General features: G+C 69.0%; 15 protein-coding genes and 1 pseudogene. 9 read left to right on the top strand and 7 right to left on the bottom strand.

From position 1 onward, the window contains the following. Positions 1-1,031 precede the first annotated feature (1,031 nt). A complete protein-coding gene (locus tag ACX28W_RS40060; RefSeq protein ID WP_459005048.1) occupies positions 1,032-1,361 on the top strand; it encodes a zinc-binding dehydrogenase in 330 nt (109 codons plus the stop codon). Between the two features lie 103 nt (positions 1,362-1,464). On the opposite strand, the gene ACX28W_RS40055 is transcribed toward ACX28W_RS40060, so the two are convergent. After that, a complete protein-coding gene (locus ACX28W_RS40055; RefSeq protein ID WP_459005047.1) occupies positions 1,465-3,645 on the bottom strand; it encodes a beta-glucosidase in 2,181 nt (726 codons plus the stop codon). Between the two features lie 74 nt (positions 3,646-3,719). Further along, entirely contained in the window at positions 3,720-4,916 is a 1,197-nt protein-coding gene (locus ACX28W_RS40050; RefSeq protein WP_459005046.1) for an MFS transporter, read from the bottom strand. A 74-nt stretch (positions 4,917-4,990) separates the two neighbouring features. On the opposite strand from ACX28W_RS40050, the gene ACX28W_RS40045 reads away from it, so the two are divergent. Next, positions 4,991-5,380, top strand: coding sequence for a MerR family transcriptional regulator (locus tag ACX28W_RS40045; protein ID WP_459005045.1), 390 nt, complete (start codon positions 4,991-4,993; stop codon positions 5,378-5,380). Between the two features lie 169 nt (positions 5,381-5,549). Here the strand turns inward: ACX28W_RS40045 and ACX28W_RS40040 are convergent, their stop codons facing one another. Continuing rightward, positions 5,550-6,644: a Gfo/Idh/MocA family protein gene (locus tag ACX28W_RS40040; protein WP_459005044.1), complete on the bottom strand. Its 1,095-nt coding sequence runs from the start codon at positions 6,642-6,644 to the stop codon at positions 5,550-5,552. A 319-nt stretch (positions 6,645-6,963) separates the two neighbouring features. Between ACX28W_RS40040 and ACX28W_RS40035 the strand changes: the two genes are divergently transcribed. From ACX28W_RS40035 to ACX28W_RS40025, 3 genes are all read left to right on the top strand, one after another. Beyond that, positions 6,964-7,839, top strand: coding sequence for an aldo/keto reductase (locus ACX28W_RS40035; protein ID WP_459005043.1), 876 nt, complete (start codon positions 6,964-6,966; stop codon positions 7,837-7,839). 183 nt (positions 7,840-8,022) lie between these two features. Then, positions 8,023-8,892, top strand: a complete 870-nt coding sequence (locus ACX28W_RS40030; protein WP_459005042.1) for an enoyl-CoA hydratase/isomerase family protein — start codon at positions 8,023-8,025, stop codon at positions 8,890-8,892. A 258-nt stretch (positions 8,893-9,150) separates the two neighbouring features. Continuing rightward, entirely contained in the window at positions 9,151-9,729 is a 579-nt protein-coding gene (locus ACX28W_RS40025) for a TetR/AcrR family transcriptional regulator (RefSeq protein ID WP_459005041.1), read from the top strand. An 883-nt stretch (positions 9,730-10,612) separates the two neighbouring features. On the opposite strand, the gene ACX28W_RS40020 is transcribed toward ACX28W_RS40025, so the two are convergent. From ACX28W_RS40020 to ACX28W_RS40005, 4 genes are all read right to left on the bottom strand, one after another. After that, the gene (locus ACX28W_RS40020; protein WP_459005040.1) at positions 10,613-11,152 is read right to left on the bottom strand and encodes an NAD(P)H-dependent oxidoreductase; all 540 of its coding nucleotides are present in this window, start codon (positions 11,150-11,152) and stop codon (positions 10,613-10,615) included. An 82-nt stretch (positions 11,153-11,234) separates the two neighbouring features. Continuing rightward, the gene (locus tag ACX28W_RS40015; RefSeq protein ID WP_459005039.1) at positions 11,235-12,215 is read right to left on the bottom strand and encodes an aldo/keto reductase; all 981 of its coding nucleotides are present in this window, start codon (positions 12,213-12,215) and stop codon (positions 11,235-11,237) included. Positions 12,216-12,595: 380 nt separating this feature from the next. Next, a complete protein-coding gene (locus ACX28W_RS40010) occupies positions 12,596-13,078 on the bottom strand; it encodes a nitroreductase family deazaflavin-dependent oxidoreductase (protein WP_459005038.1) in 483 nt (160 codons plus the stop codon). A 79-nt stretch (positions 13,079-13,157) separates the two neighbouring features. Further along, the gene (locus ACX28W_RS40005) at positions 13,158-14,003 is read right to left on the bottom strand and encodes an SDR family oxidoreductase (protein ID WP_459005037.1); all 846 of its coding nucleotides are present in this window, start codon (positions 14,001-14,003) and stop codon (positions 13,158-13,160) included. A gap of 223 nt (positions 14,004-14,226) precedes the next feature. Between ACX28W_RS40005 and ACX28W_RS40000 the strand changes: the two genes are divergently transcribed. The 4 genes and pseudogenes from ACX28W_RS40000 (at position 14,227) to ACX28W_RS39985 (ending at position 17,408) form a co-directional block, all read left to right on the top strand. Then, on the top strand, positions 14,227-15,186 hold the full coding sequence (locus ACX28W_RS40000) for a helix-turn-helix domain-containing protein (RefSeq protein ID WP_459005036.1): 960 nt from the start codon (positions 14,227-14,229) through the stop codon (positions 15,184-15,186). A gap of 92 nt (positions 15,187-15,278) precedes the next feature. Continuing rightward, a pseudogene (locus tag ACX28W_RS39995) lies at positions 15,279-15,428 on the top strand (RNA polymerase sigma factor SigF); the annotation flags it as partial. Between the two features lie 183 nt (positions 15,429-15,611). Continuing rightward, positions 15,612-16,427 (top strand): oxidoreductase, encoded by an 816-nt coding sequence (locus tag ACX28W_RS39990; protein ID WP_095851747.1) that lies wholly within the window; start codon positions 15,612-15,614, stop codon positions 16,425-16,427. A gap of 69 nt (positions 16,428-16,496) precedes the next feature. Next, entirely contained in the window at positions 16,497-17,408 is a 912-nt protein-coding gene (locus tag ACX28W_RS39985) for an alpha/beta hydrolase fold domain-containing protein (protein WP_459005035.1), read from the top strand. Positions 17,409-17,432: the final 24 nt, after the last annotated feature.

Here is a 17,432-nt window from a genome sequence, read left to right as displayed (position 1 = left end):
GCCGAGTACGAGGAGTTGCAGACAGCGGCATAGGCAGAACCCTCAACACCGCTGTCCGAGAAGCGCAGGGCCCCTCAATGTAGACCACGTGGACGCCTGAAGACGGTTTCTAGGACATGTGCCATGTGGTACCCAGTGAGGGACCGAGGATCAGGACAGGGGCGTCTTCTGGCCCGTCAAAGCGGTATTGCAGGGTGTTCATCGGTGTCTCACTCACCCGCCTGACCCTTTCATCTGTCACGACAGCCCCTATGAGCGGGGTCCTGGCTATAGCTGTCCGAGCAGGTGGAAGACCTCGCGGGCTGGCTTCGACGTCGGCAATCGGCCCCACCGACTTGGCCATCGCTGGCGCCGACAAGCGTTCGATGACGGTCCGCGATGGCCCCACCCAGTGGCCTTACCTGCAGGCGAGCGGCAGTGGGGCCGCTTGGATACGTTGCTCGCCGCTCGCTGGCCCAGGTGGGGCCAGGTGGGGCCAGGTGGCCAATATCGAGGGGCCGCTGAACACGTAGAGCCATCCCGGGCCGCCTCACGGCTCCCCACTTCCTGGCCCGATTGTGTATCCACTCCCAGCACCACCTCCCCCGCAGGGCGACGACGACGGGTCTGCGGAGCAGGCGGCGTACTGGACAGGGTCGAACTGGACATGCCCGTTCCCCTTGCGGTCCGACGGCGCGTCGCGTTGCCGGCACCGGGCCGCGTCGGGCGGTCAGAATCGTGAGGACGCCACAAGGAACGGCAGGCCCCTATCGGGACACGCCCCGCCGGCCCGGCACCGACAACGCACCATCCCAGGCCAACGGCCGACACTGTGTGACTCAGACACTCTGGTCAGGCGAATCATGAGTCAGACCCCGGACCCGGGACAGCACCCACCCATCCTCCCGCCCGTCACAGCATCCCCACCCACAAACACTGAGCATGTTCAGTCCCAGCCCTAGAGACATCCCGGATCTGACTCCGGCCGATCGTCATACGGCACACAGGCCGACACCTTCGTTCAGGTTGCTCCACGACCGGTGCGGCATCTGGTGCGCAAGGAGATACCCGACGGAGTCGGCGGCCTCGTCGACACCGCGGGCATCGCAGCCCTCGCCATCCGCGCGGTACGCGACGGAGGCCACGTGGCGACGTCGGTCGGCGGCATCCAGGTGCCCGCCGAACGCGGCATCGAGACCCGGAACACCTTCGTTCTGCAGTACGCACGCGAGCACGCCAAGCTCGACCGCCTGCGCGAACTGGCGGAGAAGGGCAGCCTCACCCCGCGGGTCGCACGGACCCTGCCGGCCGAGCAGGCCCCCGAAGCACAGCGACTGCTGGAGGCCAGCGGCCTCCGGGGACGAGTGGTGCTCACCTTCTGAGCATCCGATCAGGCTGGTGACCGCCGGACGAATCGAAGGTGCTTCCGCAGCGCGCCCAACCGACCACGGGTTCGTCGGCCAAGGGCCCCTCGCTGGTCGGGTGTCAGTGCAGGAGTGAGGGTGCGAGCCTGATGGTCTGGGTCGGGCCGTCCTCGTCGAGGGCATGCGCCCCGATGCGGACCTCGTAGTCGCCGCCCGCGATACGGAAAGCACCCTCGACGTCGTCCCATCGGGCGAGGAGGCGTGGTTCGAGGCGCAGTTCGACCGAGCGGCTCTGGCCGGCTTCGAGGTGTACCCGGTCGAACGCGGCGAGACGCGGGACGAATTCCGCACCGTCCCAGTGCCTACGGCCGACGTAGACCTGCGGCACGGTCGCCCCGGCGCGGGTACCGGTGTTCGTGACGACTCCTCGCACCCGCACGTCCGCGCCGTCGGCGGTGACAGTGAGACCGCTGAACGCGAAGGTCGTGTACGAGAGCCCCCAGCCGAACGGGTAGTGCGGGGTGTGCTCTTCGCGGGCGAACCAGCGGTAGCCGACGTCGCTGCCCTCGATGTCGTATGCCACCTCGAAGATCTCCCCGATCCGTTCCTGGTTCGGGTTCGATGTCGTCGTGGCCGGGTCCCGCTGCTCGGGGCGCGGCAACTGACCGACCTGGGCGGGGAACGTGACGGGCAGGTGCCCGGAGGGGTTGACCCGGCCGAACAGGACGCCGGCGATCGCCTCCGCACCGCCGGAGCCCGGGTAGAACGCCGCGATGACGGCCGGGACCTTCGACGCCCACGGCACGCTGACGGCGCCGCCGGACTCGATGACGACGACGGTCCGCGGGTTCGCGGCGGCCACCCGCTCGATGAGGCCCTCCTGCCCGTCCGGAAGTCCAACGCCTTGCATGTCGAGGCCCTCCGCGCGCCACTCCTCAGCGAGGATCACGACGAGGTCCGCGCCCTGTGCAGCGGCCACTGCGGCGTCGTGGTCGGTGCCGTCGAGGAAGTCCACGCGCTCGGCGCCCGCCTCGGCCCGGATGGCCTCCAGCGGGGAGGACGGGTGGTAGACGCGGTCGGCCCAGACCCGGTCGAAGCCGGACGGCTCGACCAGGCTCCCCTTCGGCGTGACAGCGGAGGACCCGCCTCCGGCGAGCACGCCGACGTCGGCGTGGCGGCCGATGACCACGATGCGGTCGAGACCCTGTACCGCGGGCAGAGTGTCGGCCTCGTTCTTGAGCAGGACGAGGCCCCGCTCCGCGGCCCGCTGGGTGATACGGCGGCCCGCGGCGAGGTCGATCAAGCCGCCGGGCGTCGGCGGGTTGTCGATGACGCCGAGCCGGAACAGAGTCCTCAACTGCCGGTGGACCATGTCGTCGATGCGCTCGGACGGGACGCGGCCCTCGCGGACCGCGGCCCGCAGCGGTTCGCCGAAGTAGTGCTCGGTATCGAAGTCGGCGCCGGACTGCACGTCCAGACCCGCGAGCGCGGCCTTCTCGGTGCTGTGGGTGGCGCCCCAGTCGGACATGACCCACCCCTCGAACTGCCACTCACCCTTGAGGACGCCGTTGATGAGGTGTGCGTTCTCCCCGGCGTAGTGGCCGTTAACGAGGTTGTAGCCGGGCATGACCGACCCCGGCTGGCCCCCCTCAATCGCGATCTGGAACGCGAGCAGGTCGGACTCGCGGTGGGCGGCCTCCTCGATGCGGGAGTCCGCCATCACCCGGCCGGTCTCCTGCGCGTTGAGGGAGAAGTGCTTGACCGTGGACACCACACCCTCGGCCTGGATCGCCGCGACGGACGCATCGACGAGCCTGCCGGTGAGGAGCGGATCCTCGGCGACGTACTCGAAGTTGCGGCCGCCGGTGGCCTCCCGGACCAGGTTCGCGCCGCCGGCGAGCAGCACCGCGAATCCCTGCGCCCGCGCCTGCCGACCGAGGAGCGCCCCGGTCTCGCGGGCGGTCTCGGTGTCGAACGTCGCGCCGAGCAGCAGTGCGGACGGGAGCGCGGTGGCCTCGTCGCCCGCGCGGACACCGCCGGGGTTGACCACGCCGAGGCCGGCGTCGGACTGCTGGATGCCCGGGATGCCGAGGCGCTCGATCGGCGGGTAGAACGCCGCCGAGCCCAGTGCCCCGTCCGGGATCGGCGGGCGGCCGGCGATCGGGACCGCGATCGGCCCGAAGAGCCAGGCGAACTTCTCGTCCTCGGTCATCGCGGTGACGACGAGCCGGGCTCGCTCGTCCGGGGTCAGCCGCCTGTCCTGCCACGGGTGTGCCGGTTCGCTGTGCATCTGCTTCTTCACGGTGCTTCTCCTTCGCGTGGACGCGGACCTACTGGGGTTTCCTTCGGGGGTGTGGTGCGCGGCATGGCCTCAGGTCACCCGCGGTGGGCAGGGAAGGCGTGGCGCCGTCCGGCGGCGGTGATGATGAGCGCGACGACCAGGAGCGCGAGGGTTCCCCAGGCCAGGGACGAGGCTCCGAGGCCGCCGAGGAGGAGTCCGCCCACGACTCCGCCGCCGGCGATGCCGATGTTCCAGCCGGTCACGATGACCGGCTGGACGGCGTCCACGGCGTCACCGGCCGCGTTGGAGGCGGCGGTCTGCAGCAGGCTCGCGGCTCCGCCGAAGGCGAGTCCCCACAGCGCGGCGCTGAGGAAGACGGCTGCGGGAAGGGAGGCCAGCAGGCCGAGTGCGAGCACCGCCAGCGCGAAGAGCCCGGTACTGCTGACCATGAGAAGCCGCAGGTGGCGGTCGATGAGGATGCCCGTGATCCAGATGCTGACCAGAGAGGCGACGCCGAAGACGAGCAGCACGGCGCTGACGCTGCCGTCCAGGCCGACGGGTGCGAGGAAGGAGGCGATGTAGGTGTAGAGCACGTTGTGCGCCATCACGTACAGGAAGACAACGAGGAGGACCGGGACCACACCGGGGATGGCGAAGACCCGGCCGACGGGCGTGCGCTCCCCCTTGGCCTGTCCGGGGAAGTCCGGCACGGCCGCGAGCACCCAGACGATCACGAGACCGGCGAGCAGCGTCAGCACCCCGAAGGTGGCACGCCATCCGATCAGGTCGGCGAGGAGCGTTCCGACGGGGGTGCCGATCGCGAGCGCGATCGGGGTGCCCGCCAGTGCGATGGTGAGAGCCTTGCCCTGCTGGTGCGGTGCCGCCATGCGCCGGGCGTACGGCGCGATGATCGCCCACAGCACGCCCGCGAACAGTCCGGCGGCGAACCGGGCCGCGAGGGTGAGGGCGAAGGAGCCGGACAGGCCGGTGACGACACTGGTCACGGCGTACCCGGCCAGAGCCAGGAGCAGGAGTCGCCTGCGCGGCCACCCCATCGTCGCGCTGATCAGCGGGATGGCTCCGACGATGGATCCGATCGCGAAGACGGTCACCGTCTGGCCCGCGGCCGACTCCGAGATGCCGAGGTCGCCGCTGATCGCCGGCAGGATTCCCGCCGGCATCGTCTCCAGCATGATGGTGATGAACCCGCCGGCCGCGAGGGCGAGCAGGCCGCTGAGCGGAAGGCGACCTGACTGGCCAGTGAGGGCGGGCGCCTGTTGTACTTGAGTCATAACCTTACGGTGCATGGTTGACATTGGTGTCAAGGTCAAACCCGGAGCCGCAGATGGGAAGTGAGGACGGCCACATGCGCATCGGAGAGCTCGCGAAGCTGACGGACACACCCGCGCGGTCACTGCGCTACTACGAGGCGCAGGGGCTGATCGAACCGCGGCGGCTGCCCAACGGATACCGCGAGTACGACGACTACCTGGTGGGCCGGGTCACCCAGATCCGCGGGCTGATCGACAGCGGCATCCCCACCCGGATCATCAAGCAGATGCTGCCATGCCTCGGCAGCCCTCTGAAGATCGTCGTCGATGACGCCGAACCGGAACTGCTCGAACTCCTCGCCGTCGAGCGCGACCGGATGACGGACCGCATCGACTGCCTCACCCGAAACCGGGACGCCATCGACAGCTACATCGACGCCGTCAGCGAGGCGACTTCGGCACGAAGCACCGCCGGAGCCGCGTAGGCAGCCGCCGGAGCGGACCCGGCCGATCGAGACCAGCCCGTCGTCCGGGTTGCCGGCCTTGTGTGACGGCAGCATCTGAGTGCCCTGTGTAGCAATGGGGTGTCCGCGTTGGGGAACCACAGGTCGCTCGGGGCCGGGCCGCCCAGCCGATGCGGTGCCACCCATCTCTCTATGCCGAGAACTGCTCGGACGACCGCTGGATCCGGTCGATCAGGTGGTGCTGCCGTACGGCGTCGGCGAACGTGGTCGCCTCGGTGGTGCCGTTGGCCTTGTCGCGGGCGAACGCGGCGTACAGGTGGGCCAGGTCCTGCACGCTCTCGTCGAGCGAGGCGTCCGGGAGGGACCGGTACTTCTCGGGAACGGGCAGCACCGCGAGCGCGGCCCCGTTGCCGCTGTCCGCGTTGACGCCGTGGACGGTGTTGTCCTCGGTGTTCTCGAAGGCGCGGTCGTTCGTCAGCCGCAGGACTCCCTCGGTGCCGGTGATGTCGATCTGCAGGCCCGTCGGGAACTTCTGAGCGCCCTCCAACTGGACCGAGAACAGCCCGCCGTTCTCCAGGGCGCCGATGGCCATGACCTCGTCGGGCTTGGCGGAGGACACGATCTTGCCGGTCTCCAGGACGGTGAGCTCGGGGAACTGGGTCTCGGTGAGTGCGGTGAGGTTCTTGGGGGGTCCGACGATCTGGAACAGCACGTCGAGGAAGTGTCCGCCGTAGATGGAGAGCACGTGGGTGAAGGCGTCGGCGTCGAAGGTCCAGGCGACCTTCTCCGGCATGACGGGCGGGAAGGCGTCCACGCCGACCGAGATGCGGGCGGCACGTACGTCCCCCACATATCCCTGCGCCACCAGGTCACGTGCGTAGCGGACGGCGGGTCCCTGGCGGCGCTGGAGTCCGACGACGTGCCGGACGCCCTTCGCCTCGGCCAGGGCAAGCAGTTCCTCCGAGTCCGCCGTACGGGTGGTGAGCGGCCACTCGCTGTAGACGTCCTTGCTGGCCTCGATGGTGGCCTTCACGAGCGGCACGCGCTGCGAGGTCGGGGTCAGTACCGCCACCAGGTCGACGTCGGGGTCCTTGATCAGGTCGTGGGCGTCGTCGTAGGCGTGCGGGATGCCGAACTTTTCGGCCGCCTGCTGCGCCGACTCCTTCCGGCGCGCCGATACGGCGACCACCTCGAACTCCGGCAATGTCCGCAACGCCGGGATGTGCCCGTAGCTGGCCCAGAAGCCGGTCCCGATGATCCCGACCCGGATTGCCTGCGCACTCATGCCCTGCTCCTTCGCCACGTCTGGTTCACTCGACCCCGCTCGCGGTAGCGGTGTCCGGGAGGCCGGAAAGGCTGGACCGCGCGCTCGGGGTGTCGTGCTTTCGTCGTGATCCCAGGGTCGAACGTTGACACTGGTGGAAGGTCAAACGGGAAGGCGCACGCGTCCTGCGGAGAGGTGGGTCACCTCGGTCCGGCTTGACCTTGACATAGATGTCAAGGATGCATCGTGGGGTCATGGCACGCGGTCAGGTCATGGTGCCCCGGTCATGACTGGGTACGCGACCTGTCCGGACATCCGATCCGAAGGGACCACCCCCCCCATGAGCAAGGCAACCGACACCCGCCCGGCAGAGGCTTCGGGCACCTTCCGCCTCGGCGGCGACCTCGAGATCAACCGCCTCGGCTACGGCACGATGCAGCTGACCGGCACGGGCGTCTGGGGCGAGCCGAAGGACCGTGGCGAAGCCGTCCGCGTGATCAAGCGTGCCGTCGAGCTCGGCGTGAACTTCTTCGACACCGCCGACGCCTACGGCCCCGAAGTCACCGACAACCTCCTGCGCGAGGCCCTGCACCCCTACGGCGACGACATCATTGTCGCGACGAAGGTCGGCCAGACCCGCCAGGGACCCAACCTGTGGACGCCCCTCGGCCGCCCCGATTACCTCCGCCAGCAGGTCGAGATGAGCCTCCGCCGCCTCGGAGTCGAACGCATCGACCTCCTCCAGCTCCACCGCATCGACCCCGACACCCCGTTCGAGGACCAGATCGGCGAGCTGAAGAAGCTCCAGGACGAGGGCAAGATCCGCCACATCGGCCTCAGCGAGGTCACCGTGGCGGAGGTGAAGGCGGCGCAGGAGATCGCGCCGGTCGTCTCCGTGCAGAACCTCTACAACGTCACCAACCGCTCCTCGGAAGGGCTGCTCGACTGGGCGACCGAGCAGGGCATCGGGTTCATCCCCTGGTTCCCGCTCGCCACCGGCCAGCTCACCGGCGAAGGCAGCCCGCTCACCGAACTCGCCCGGCAGCACGACGCCTCACCGTCGCAGCTCGCCCTCGCCTGGCTCCTCAAGCGGTCCCCGGTCATGCTCCCGATCCCGGGGACGTCGAGCGTCGCCCACCTGGAGGACAACCTCGCCGGCGCGGCCATCGAGCTCACCGACGACGAGTTCGAGGCGCTGTCGAAGGCCGGCGCCTGAATCGGCCCTCCAGCCGGCGCACCCGCCCCAGTCCAGCGTCCGCAGGACGTCGGACCCGCGCGTACAGACACCGGGGCCGCCCTGCGACCGCAGCCGCTCCCCCAGGGCATCAGCTCGATCAACCTCCCCGGCGACCAGCGGCCTCCGCTGCGCCCCGGCAGTACCGCTTCGGTGGCCTGCTCCATGGCCACCCGCACCAACTCTCTGAACGGAGTACACATCATGGCCGTCACGAATCGACTCAGCGTCATCCGGCAATCGCCTGCCTACTGGCGCGTCGTCATCGACAATCCCCCGTTCAACCTCTTCGACCCGGAGATGTTCGCGGAACTGAACGTCCTGATGGACGAGATTGAGCGCGACAGCGATCTCAAGATCGTCGTGTTCGAGAGCGGAGACGAGGACTTCTTCGTCAACCACCACGACCTTGAGCGCGGCCATGGGGCAGCGGATCAGCCGGGTGGCGCGTCGTTCGACCACTGGCCGACCTTCGTGACCCGACTCGCACAGTCGTCCGTGATCAGCGTGGCCAAGGTGCGCGGCCGCGCCCGGGCGCAAGGGTTCGAGTTCGCCCTTGCCATGGACATGCGCTTCGCGTCGAGGGAACGGGCGGTGTTCTCTCTGATCGAGGTCGCCGGTTCCTCGATTCCGGGTGGCGGCGGAGTCGAATGGCTCGCCGCCCTGATCGGACGCTCGAGGACCCTCGAGGTCGTCCTCGGCGCGGACGACTTCGGCGCGGACATCGCCGAACGCTATGGCTGGGTCAACCGGTCCGTTCCCGACAGCGAACTCGACGCGTTCGTCGACGCCTTCGCCGAGCGCGTGAGCCGTTTCGAGAAGCGCGCACTGGAAGTCGGCAAGAAGCTGGTCAACGCGCGCGCCGGCGTCCCCTCGGAAGGGGATCTCTGGGTCTCGAACCATGTGCTCGCAGGGGTGGACGCCTGGCCCGAAGCGCAGGCGATGATGCCGAAGCTGAACGCCGCCGGCTTCAGCAAGGACAAGGACTTCGAGTTGAACATGGCCGAGCGTCTCGGCAACCTTCCATCCGCATGACCAGGATCCGGGCGACCGGACGGAGTGCGCGGCGGCCCTGCTGGCCGTGGTTCGTTGACTGCGGTTCAGGGCGGCAGTAGGCCAGACGGTGGGTGCTTCCCACTGTCTGGCCGCCGTGATGACCAAGCGTTTTGCCGTGTCCGCCCGTTCCGGGGCCTCTGGAAGCCTGTGCCGCACGCTTCGATGACCTTTTCTCGATGCCGGCGGGCGAGCTCTGCTAGCTGACGGGGACTTCCAGGGTGTTGGCCGCCGGGTGACATGGGCCGAGCACTGCGGGCAGATGCCGAGCGCAGTGTGCGCGCGATTCTGGAGGCGGCCGAGCAGGTCTTCGCCCAGGACGCCGGCGCCTCCATGGAGCAGGTCGCCGAGGCGGCGGGGCTGACCAGGATTACCGTTCACCGCCGGTTCGCGAACCGGCAGGCCCTGCTGGAGGCGCTCGCCGTCTCCGCGAAGCAGCAACTCGTCGACGCCATCGAGGAAGCCCGGCCGGACGCCGCTCCCGCACTCGTGGCGCTGCACCGGGTCACGGCGAACGTCCTGCGGGTCAAGAACACCTGGCGCTTCACCCTCAGCCACGCCACGGCCCACACCCCCGCCGCAGCCGCCCTGTGGGAGGAGATCAACACCCACACCGTCGAACTCCTGAACCGGGCACAGCGCGAAGGACTGCTCGCCCCGGACGCAGACCTGGAGTGGACGCGACAGGTGTACTACGCACTCCTCAGCGAAGCCATCAACAGGCCCGGCGTGCAACAGGACCCTGCCGCACAAGACCCGGACGCACTGGCCACACTCGTCATCGACACGCTCCTGCACGGCGCGGGGCCAAACGGCTGAGCCGCAACGGATCAACAGAACGCGGAAGCCACCCATCGACTGCTGCCGCAGACGAAGCGCGTCTGCGGCCCTCACACCTGGCGCCCGGGCAGCCACACGGCCTGGCGTGAGAGCACACCAACAGCACGCTCCAGTGCCGCCATCGCGCGCGATCTCAATCCGCCAGTGCCTGTCCGGTGCAACCCCTGGCCGACCGGACCAGCTCCGGTACTAGCAGCGGCCGTGTGAACCGCCCCGGCCCTGTCAGCCGCTTGTACTCGGGAAGTCGCCACCGAGGTGACCGGACTGGTCGCCCCCGGCACCGGCCACTTCGTGACCGAAGAAGCACCCGACGCCATCACCCAGGCGCTACTCGACTTCTTCCGCTGACCGACGCCGCCCGCGCCCCAGTGTGCCGGGCGGGGGCAGGAGCGGCGGTCGAGCGCGGAGTCGTGGACCACACAACCGTGACGAGTGACGACCTCCGGAAGTGAGTTCGGCGCCGTCTGACGGCCTCCGACCGACCTCCAGGAGGTCCCCATGTCCACATTGACGCGCCTTCGAACCCACGCGCCTGTCTACGGCAGGCGCATACGGTCGTCGACGAGGTCGATTGCGCCCGCCGCAGACCGGCACCCGACGTCAGGGCCCTCGCCAGCTGGAGCGCCCTCGCCACCCGTGCCAGCCCTGCCCCGCGCGGAAGAGCACCGCTGAGGAGGCTGCACCCCAGATCCGCCGAGTCAGCGGCGCTCGGCGACGAGCGATCGGTCGGTTCCACGACACGGTCGCCGAGTGCAGGTCTCCAGTCGCTTGGCGCCGATCCGGCGAAGAGCAACCAGAGACTGGTAGGACCCATCACCCCTGCGTCGAGATCGGCGAGGCGGCCGTTGCCGTGAGAGTGCGGTCAGGCGGCGAAGGAGGCGAGCAGTTCGTTGTACTGCTTGCCAGCGGTGGCCAGATCCTGGTCGGAGAGACCGAAAGCGGTGCCGTACAGCTTGACCATCGGCTGGATGTCGAACTGGCACAGCCGCAGGGTCGCTTCCCAGCTGCTGAGGAGCGTCTCCAGGGTGGTCTTGTTCGCGCCTTCGGGGGTGTAGTGCTCGGCGGGGACGCCGGTGGTGACGGCGACGATGGCCTTCTTGCCGACCAGCTTGGAGGGCGAGCCGTCCATGGTGAAGGCCCAGCCGAGGGTGAAGACCTTGTCCTGCCACTGCTTGAGCAGAGGGGTGGTGTTGTACCAGAACACCGGGTGCTGGAAGACGATCACGTCGTGGTCGGCCAGCAGTGCCTGCTCGGCGTCGACGTCGATCTGGAAGTCGGGGTAGGTGGCGTAGAGGTCGTGCACGGTGACATGGGCCAGTTCGCGGACGGCGTCCACCAGGGCCTTGTTGGCCTTCGACTGGGACAGGTCGGGGTGACCTACGACAAGGAGAACCTTGGACATGGTGAGAAAGCCTCTTCAGTGATCAGTGAAATGGGTGAACGGATGCGGGTTGGTCGGGTCAGGGATTCGCCGGGGCGTCAGGTCAGCGGTCGATGGTGGCCATGTTCGCCTCGTCGTGGCGTTCGCCCGCGGCCGGTGTGAGGTTGTTCAGGCGGTCGAGCTGGGCGGCGCTGAGTTCGATGCCGTCGGCGGCGGTGTTCTCTTCGACGCGCGAGACCCGCCGGGTTCCGGGGATGGGGGCGATGTCGTCGCCGCGGGTCAGCAGCCATGCCAGCGCGGTCTGGGCCGGGGTGGCGCCGATCTCGGCGCCGATGGCCTGCACTTCGTCGACGATGCGCAGGTTGCGCTGGAAGTTCTCGCCGGTGAAGCGCGGGTTGGTCTTGCGCCAGTCGTCGTCGGCGAAGTCGTCGACGGTACGGATCTGCCCGGTCAGCAGGCCGTGCCCGAGCGGCGAGTAGGGAACGAACCCGATACCGAGCTCGCGCAGCAGCGGGAGGATCTCGTCCTCGACGTCGCGGGTCCACAGCGAGTATTCGGTCTGCAGCGCGGCCACTGGATGCACGGCGTGCGCCCGGCGGATCGTCTCGGGACTGGCCTCGGAGAGGCCTATGTGGCGCACCTTGCCTTCGGCGACCAGCTCGGCCAGCGCGCCCATGGTCTCCTCGATGGGCGTGTTCGGGTCGACGCGGTGCTGGTAGTAGAGGTCGATGTGGTCGGTGCCGAGCCGCTTGAGCGAGCCCTCGACCGCGGCCTTCACGTTGGCGGCGCTGCTGTCGATGACGCCGGGGCCGCCGCCGGCGTGGGAGACGAGGCCGAACTTCGTCGCCACGACGACGTCGTCGCGCCGGCCCTTGATGGCCTTGCCGACGATGTTCTCGCTGTGGAAGGGGCCGTAGATCTCGGCGGTGTCGATGTGGGTGACCCCGAGGTCCAGGCCCCGGTGGATGGTGCGGATCGACTCGGCGTCGTCGAGCCCTCCGCCCGTGGTGTAGACGCCGGCCATGGTCATGGCTCCCAGGCCGATGCGGGAGACATCGAGCCCGCCCAGTGATACGTGCTTCATCAGGTACTCCTTGTCGTGACGGCCGTCAGGCCGGTCGGTGGTCATGAGCAGTGGGGTGCGCCGCCAGTCGGCGGACCGTGCTCGGGCGGTCCGCGCGCTGCCGACACGGGCGCCGTTGCCCGGCCAGCGAGTCAGCTGCCGAAGGTCCACCCGGAGGCGGCTTCCGCCTCGGCCGGGGTGCAGGGCCTACTGCCCAGCTGTGGGGTTCGTCGTAGGCCGGCACCGACGACATCAACGCCGTGGTCGCCGGTAATGCGCTTCCTCCACGCGGCCCAGGCCGTCCGTGGGGGATTCGATCCGGCCGCTGTCAGGTGGGGTCTGACGCCGGTGTTGCCATGGGCAGGCGGCGGGGGTCCGCGGGCGGAACCGGCTGCGCCGCGTCAGTGCTCCTGGGCCGCCGACTCCAGAACGAGGACCGGGATCTCGCGGTCCGTGTTCTGCTGGTACTCGGCGTAGGTCGGGAACGCCTCGACGGCTCGGGCCCACCACAGGGCCTTCTCGTCCCCGCTCACCTCGCGTACCAGCATGTCCTGGCGCACCGGGCCGTCCTGCAGCTCGACTCGGGGGTCGGCCACCGCATTGAGGTACCAGACCGGGTGCTTGGGGGCCCCTCCCGCGGAGGCGACCACAGCGTAGGAGCCGTCGTGCTCCACCCGAATGACCGGGGACTTGCGGATCTTGCCGCTCTTCACGCCCAGGGTCGTCAGGATGACGACGGGCACGTCCCGTAGCTTCTCGTCTTCTTCACGTGTGACCAGGACGCTCAGCGTCGTTCCTTGCGTGCCGCCGGAGCTTTCGTACAGCTCCACATGGTCACGTACGAACTGCGCCTTACTCGGCTCGTACTCGCCTTTGAGTGGCATGTTGCCTCTCTCCATGCTGTCGAAAATGCACCCGGTAGCGGTCCTCCGCCTCGGCCCGGGTGCCGGGCGGGCGTGTGGCTCAGGCGTGGGCGTCGTCGTAGGCCAGGGCGCCGCCCAGCTCCCGGGATGCCTCGGCCTGGGCGAGGAGCTCCTTCGCCTTGGCCGCGGCGGCCTCGATGGCGTCCGCACCGGCGACGAAACGCAGCAGCGGCGTCTCCTGCCCGGCGATGATCAGCAGGGCGCGGGCGAGCTTGGCGGGGTCGCCAGGCTGCCGGCCGTTCATACTCTTCATGCCCTCGATCCTCGGGGCGGTGCGCGGGGCGTAGTCGTCGATGGACAGCTCGGGCCAGTTGGTGGAGCCGTCCACAAGGAGTTCGGTGCGGAAGTAGCCAGGCTCCACGACGGTGGTGTGGATGTTGTAGGGCTCGACGTCGTAGCGCAGGGACTCCATCCAGCCCTCTTCGGCGAACTTGGAGGCGGCGTAGGAGGAGGTGAACTCCATGCCGACCAGTCCGGCGGTGGAGGTGATGGTGATGACGTGGCCGGCGCGTTGCTTGCGCAGGATCGGCAGGACGGCGCGGGTGACGTTCATCGGGCCGAAGAGGTTCGTCTCGAACTGCCGGCGCATCTGCGCGGGTGAGATCTCCTCGAAGTATCCGGTGAACAGGTTCCCGGCGTTGTTGATCAGGACGTCGATGCGGCCGAAGCGGTCGACGGCTGCGTGCGCGGCGGCCTCGGCGTCATCCAGGCTCGTTACGTCCAGCTTGGTGACCAGCAGGTTGTCCTGCGGCCCGCCGAGGGTCTTCTCGACCTCCTCGGGGCGGCGGCCGGTGGCGACGACCTGGTGGCCGGCGGCGAGGGCCTCGCGGGCGATGTCCGTGCCCAGACCGCGTCCGGCACCGGTGACGAGAATGACCTTGCTCATGGGGGGTCCTAGCTCTTGTTGGGGCGCCGTGGTCGGGCACCCGGTGTTTGCGGGGGGATGCGTGCGGCCCGGCGGCAGGAGCGCCGCCGTATCCGGGCCGTTCACACGTCGTGGGCGGTGCATCACCAACAGAACCGGTTGTCACGGGTGGGTGGGAGTCCCTGATGAGGGGGTCACTGACAGGGACCCCCAACCCGGCGGAAGCGCTCGTAGAGTGAAGCGCATGGCAGGCAGAAACGACCCCAACGGCAGCAATCGCGACATTCGTGATGATTTCCGCGCGGAGATCCGGGAATTCCTGGGAACGCGGCGGGCCAGGGTCACCCCCGAGCAGGCCGGACTGCCCGTCTACGGCGGAGAACGCCGAAGGGTCACCGGGCTGCGCCGCGAGGAGGTCGCCCTGCTGGCAGGCATCTCCAGCGAGTACTACACCCGGCTGGAGCGCGGCAATGCCACCGGCGTCTCCGAGAGCGTCATCGAGGGCATCGCGCAGGCACTGCAGCTCGACGAGGCCGAACGAATCCACCTGCTCGACCTTCTGCGCGGCGCGGGCACGACCCGTCCGCCGCGTCGTCGGCCGGCCCAGCAGCGTGTGCGGCCCGCGGTGCAGCGCGTCCTCGACTCGATGGCCGGCACGCCCGCGTTCGTGCTCAGCGGACGCGGGGACATCCTGGCCGCCAACCACCTGGGGCGTGCCCTGTTCTCCCCCGTCTACGCCGACCCGGTACGGCCGCCGAACAACGCCCGGTTCGTCTTCCTCAGCCCGCACGCGACCGAGTTCTTCCGCCACTGGGACGAAGTCGCCAACGACACCGTCGCCATGCTCCGCGCCGAGGCCGGCCGCGATCTCTACGACCGACGGCTGACGGACCTGATCGGAGAGCTGTCCACCCGCAGCGAGGAATTCCGTCGCCGCTGGGCGGCCCACAACGTCCGCATGCACACCACCGGCGTGAAACTCCTCCACCACCCGGTCGTCGGCGACCTCGACCTGCCCTTCGAAACCTTCCCACTTCCCGACGGCCCCAGCCAGTTCCTGCTCACCTACACCCCCGAGCCCCACTCACCCACCCAGGACGCCCTGAACCTGCTGGCCAGCTGGGCCACGGCCAACGACGACATCGGGCGGTCCGCGCCGGCCGACGACTCCCAGCCCGCCGACTCGGCCGAGACGCCCAACTGACCGACGAGCCACGCGAGTCGATCCGCGGAGTCGTCAACAGCTCTGGCGTAGCGGCATGGTCCGCCGTGTTCCGTGTCGGCTTCGTTTTCGAGACCGTCACGGAACTCTCGCAGCTGATGTGCCTGAGCGAGGAGGAGGTCAACAAAGCGCGCCTGGCTTCCAACGGCTACAACTCTGCTTCTCTGGACGCCGCCATCAGCTCCAGCGACGACGGTGAGGCCGCGCTGGCCGCGGCTGTCGGCGGGCGCCGCTGCTGGCTTGTATCGGTGGCCCGCCGCCTTCGTCGCCTCCTTTCCCCTCCCGCGCCAAGCCGCAGGTTCCCGGCTGGCGATCGCCGGAGCCGCTCCTTGCCATCCACCCCGTCCCGAAATAGAATTACGACCGTAAGCTAAACGACCGTAATTCAATGATGCAGGGAGTCTGTCATGGCGACTCATCGGCCGGTAGCACTCGTGACGGGGGCGTCATCGGGGATCGGTAACACAACCGCTCGCGCCTTCGTCGCAGCCGGGTTCGAGGTGATCGGAACCGGACGGAGCACCTCGGGACTCACCCCGCCCGCCGGTGTGACCTTCCTCGACCTCGACGTAACCAGTGACGAATCCGTCACCGCCGCCGTCCAGGAAGTGATCGAACGGTTCGGACGGATCGACGTCCTCGTCAACAACGCCGGTCTGGGCTCGGCCGGCGCCGTCGAGGAGAACTCCGTCGCCCAGGCCCAGAGCCTCTTCAACCTCAACTTCTTCGGTCTCGTCCGCATGACGAAGGCCGTCCTGCCGCACATGCGCGCCCAGGGCCGTGGACGCATCGTCAACCTCTCGTCCGTCCTCGGCGTCATCCCGCAGCCCTACATGGCCCTCTACGTCGCCGCGAAGCACGCCATCGAGGGCTACTCCGAGTCCCTGGACCACGAGGTCCGCGAGCACGGCGTCCGCGTCCTGCTCGTCGAGCCCGGCTACACCCGGACCGCCTTCGATGCCAATGCCGCGCAGCCCGACACCCCGCTGCCGCTGTATGCGGAGCGGCGGCGTGTCTTCGACGAAGTGGTCGCTGCGGCGATGAAGACCGGCGACGACCCCTCCGTCGTCGCCAAGGAGATCGTCACGGCAGCCACCGCCCCGAAGCCGAAGCTGCGCTACACCGCCGGACCTCTCGCCTCACGCATCACCACCGCGCGACGCCTCGTCCCCGCCGGGATCTTCGACAAGCAGATCCGCAGATTCAACCGGATGCCCGGCTGACGTCGCACCCGGCCCATCGACCTGCGCGCGCGAGGCGCGTTCAGCTCTGACCTGACAAGGAGCATCACCATGGGAATCAGCACGGAAGCACAGCAGTTCGCGCAGTTCCTCGAAAGCGTGCGCGCGAAGGCATCGACACCGGGCCTCGATCTGGCCGTCGTCCGCGACATCGTCGACACACATGCTTCGGCATCGACCGAGCCGGAAGGCGTCACCTACGCCGACGTGGACGCGGACGGCGTCCCCGCCCTGTGGGTCATCCCTGAGGGCGCCGACCCTGACAAGGCGCTGCTCCACTTCCATTTCGGCGGATCGGTCGCCGCCTCGATCTCATCGGACCGCAAGGCCGCCGGCCACATCGCCAAGGCGGCCGGAGCCCGCTCGCTCGTCGTGGGCTTCCGCCTGGCCCCCGAGCACCCCCACCCGGCGCAGATCGACGACGCCGAGACCGCCTACCGCTGGCTGCTCGCGCAGGGCTACGAGCCGTGGAACATCGGCAGCACCGGCCACTCCATCGGAGGCACCCTCGCGGTCGCGCTGCCGCTGCGCCTGCTCGCCAAGGGCGAGGCAGCCCCCGGGGCGATCGTCAGCATCTCGCCGTGGACCGACCTCACCATCAGCAACCCGAAGGTGGACGAGAACGAGGAACTCGACAAGATGCTCAGCCGGAACATCCTCGAGCAGTTCCGAGCGGCTTGGCTGCAGGACCCCGGCGTGGACTTCACCGACCCCAACATCAGCATCGTGAACGCCGACCTGACCGGCCTGCCGCCCACGGCCCTCCACTACGGCGAGTACGAGGCGCTTGCCGGCGAGGGCGCCGGCTTCGGCCGCCGACTCGCCGACTTCAAGATCCTCTCCGAGGTCCGCCCGCTGCCCGAGGGCCAGCACTCGTTCATCCTGGGCGCGGGGCGCGTGCCCGAGGTGGATCGGGCGATCGAGCAGATGGGTCAATGGCTTCGCCGGCACCTCGGCAGCTGACGTGGAAGCTACCCGGACATGCGC

The organism is Streptomyces sp. SD15 (genome assembly GCF_054462255.1).
Note: the sequence above shows the minus strand (reverse complement) of the source record. Positions and strands in the feature narration are given on the sequence as shown.

Coding starts and splice junctions, on each gene's coding strand:
- ACX28W_RS39990 (WP_095851747.1), top strand. CDS start 15,612: ATGGCGACTCATCGGCCGGTAGCACTCGTGACGGGGGCGTCATCGGGG.
- ACX28W_RS40050 (WP_459005046.1), bottom strand. CDS start 4,916: ATGACTCAAGTACAACAGGCGCCCGCCCTCACTGGCCAGTCAGGTCGC.
- ACX28W_RS40010 (WP_459005038.1), bottom strand. CDS start 13,078: ATGCCACTCAAAGGCGAGTACGAGCCGAGTAAGGCGCAGTTCGTACGT.
- ACX28W_RS40005 (WP_459005037.1), bottom strand. CDS start 14,003: ATGAGCAAGGTCATTCTCGTCACCGGTGCCGGACGCGGTCTGGGCACG.
- ACX28W_RS40045 (WP_459005045.1), top strand. CDS start 4,991: ATGCGCATCGGAGAGCTCGCGAAGCTGACGGACACACCCGCGCGGTCA.
- ACX28W_RS40035 (WP_459005043.1), top strand. CDS start 6,964: ATGAGCAAGGCAACCGACACCCGCCCGGCAGAGGCTTCGGGCACCTTC.
- ACX28W_RS40000 (WP_459005036.1), top strand. CDS start 14,227: ATGGCAGGCAGAAACGACCCCAACGGCAGCAATCGCGACATTCGTGAT.
- ACX28W_RS40025 (WP_459005041.1), top strand. CDS start 9,151: ATGGGCCGAGCACTGCGGGCAGATGCCGAGCGCAGTGTGCGCGCGATT.
- ACX28W_RS40020 (WP_459005040.1), bottom strand. CDS start 11,152: ATGTCCAAGGTTCTCCTTGTCGTAGGTCACCCCGACCTGTCCCAGTCG.
- ACX28W_RS40015 (WP_459005039.1), bottom strand. CDS start 12,215: ATGAAGCACGTATCACTGGGCGGGCTCGATGTCTCCCGCATCGGCCTG.
- ACX28W_RS40030 (WP_459005042.1), top strand. CDS start 8,023: ATGGCCACCCGCACCAACTCTCTGAACGGAGTACACATCATGGCCGTC.
- ACX28W_RS40040 (WP_459005044.1), bottom strand. CDS start 6,644: ATGAGTGCGCAGGCAATCCGGGTCGGGATCATCGGGACCGGCTTCTGG.
- ACX28W_RS39985 (WP_459005035.1), top strand. CDS start 16,497: ATGGGAATCAGCACGGAAGCACAGCAGTTCGCGCAGTTCCTCGAAAGC.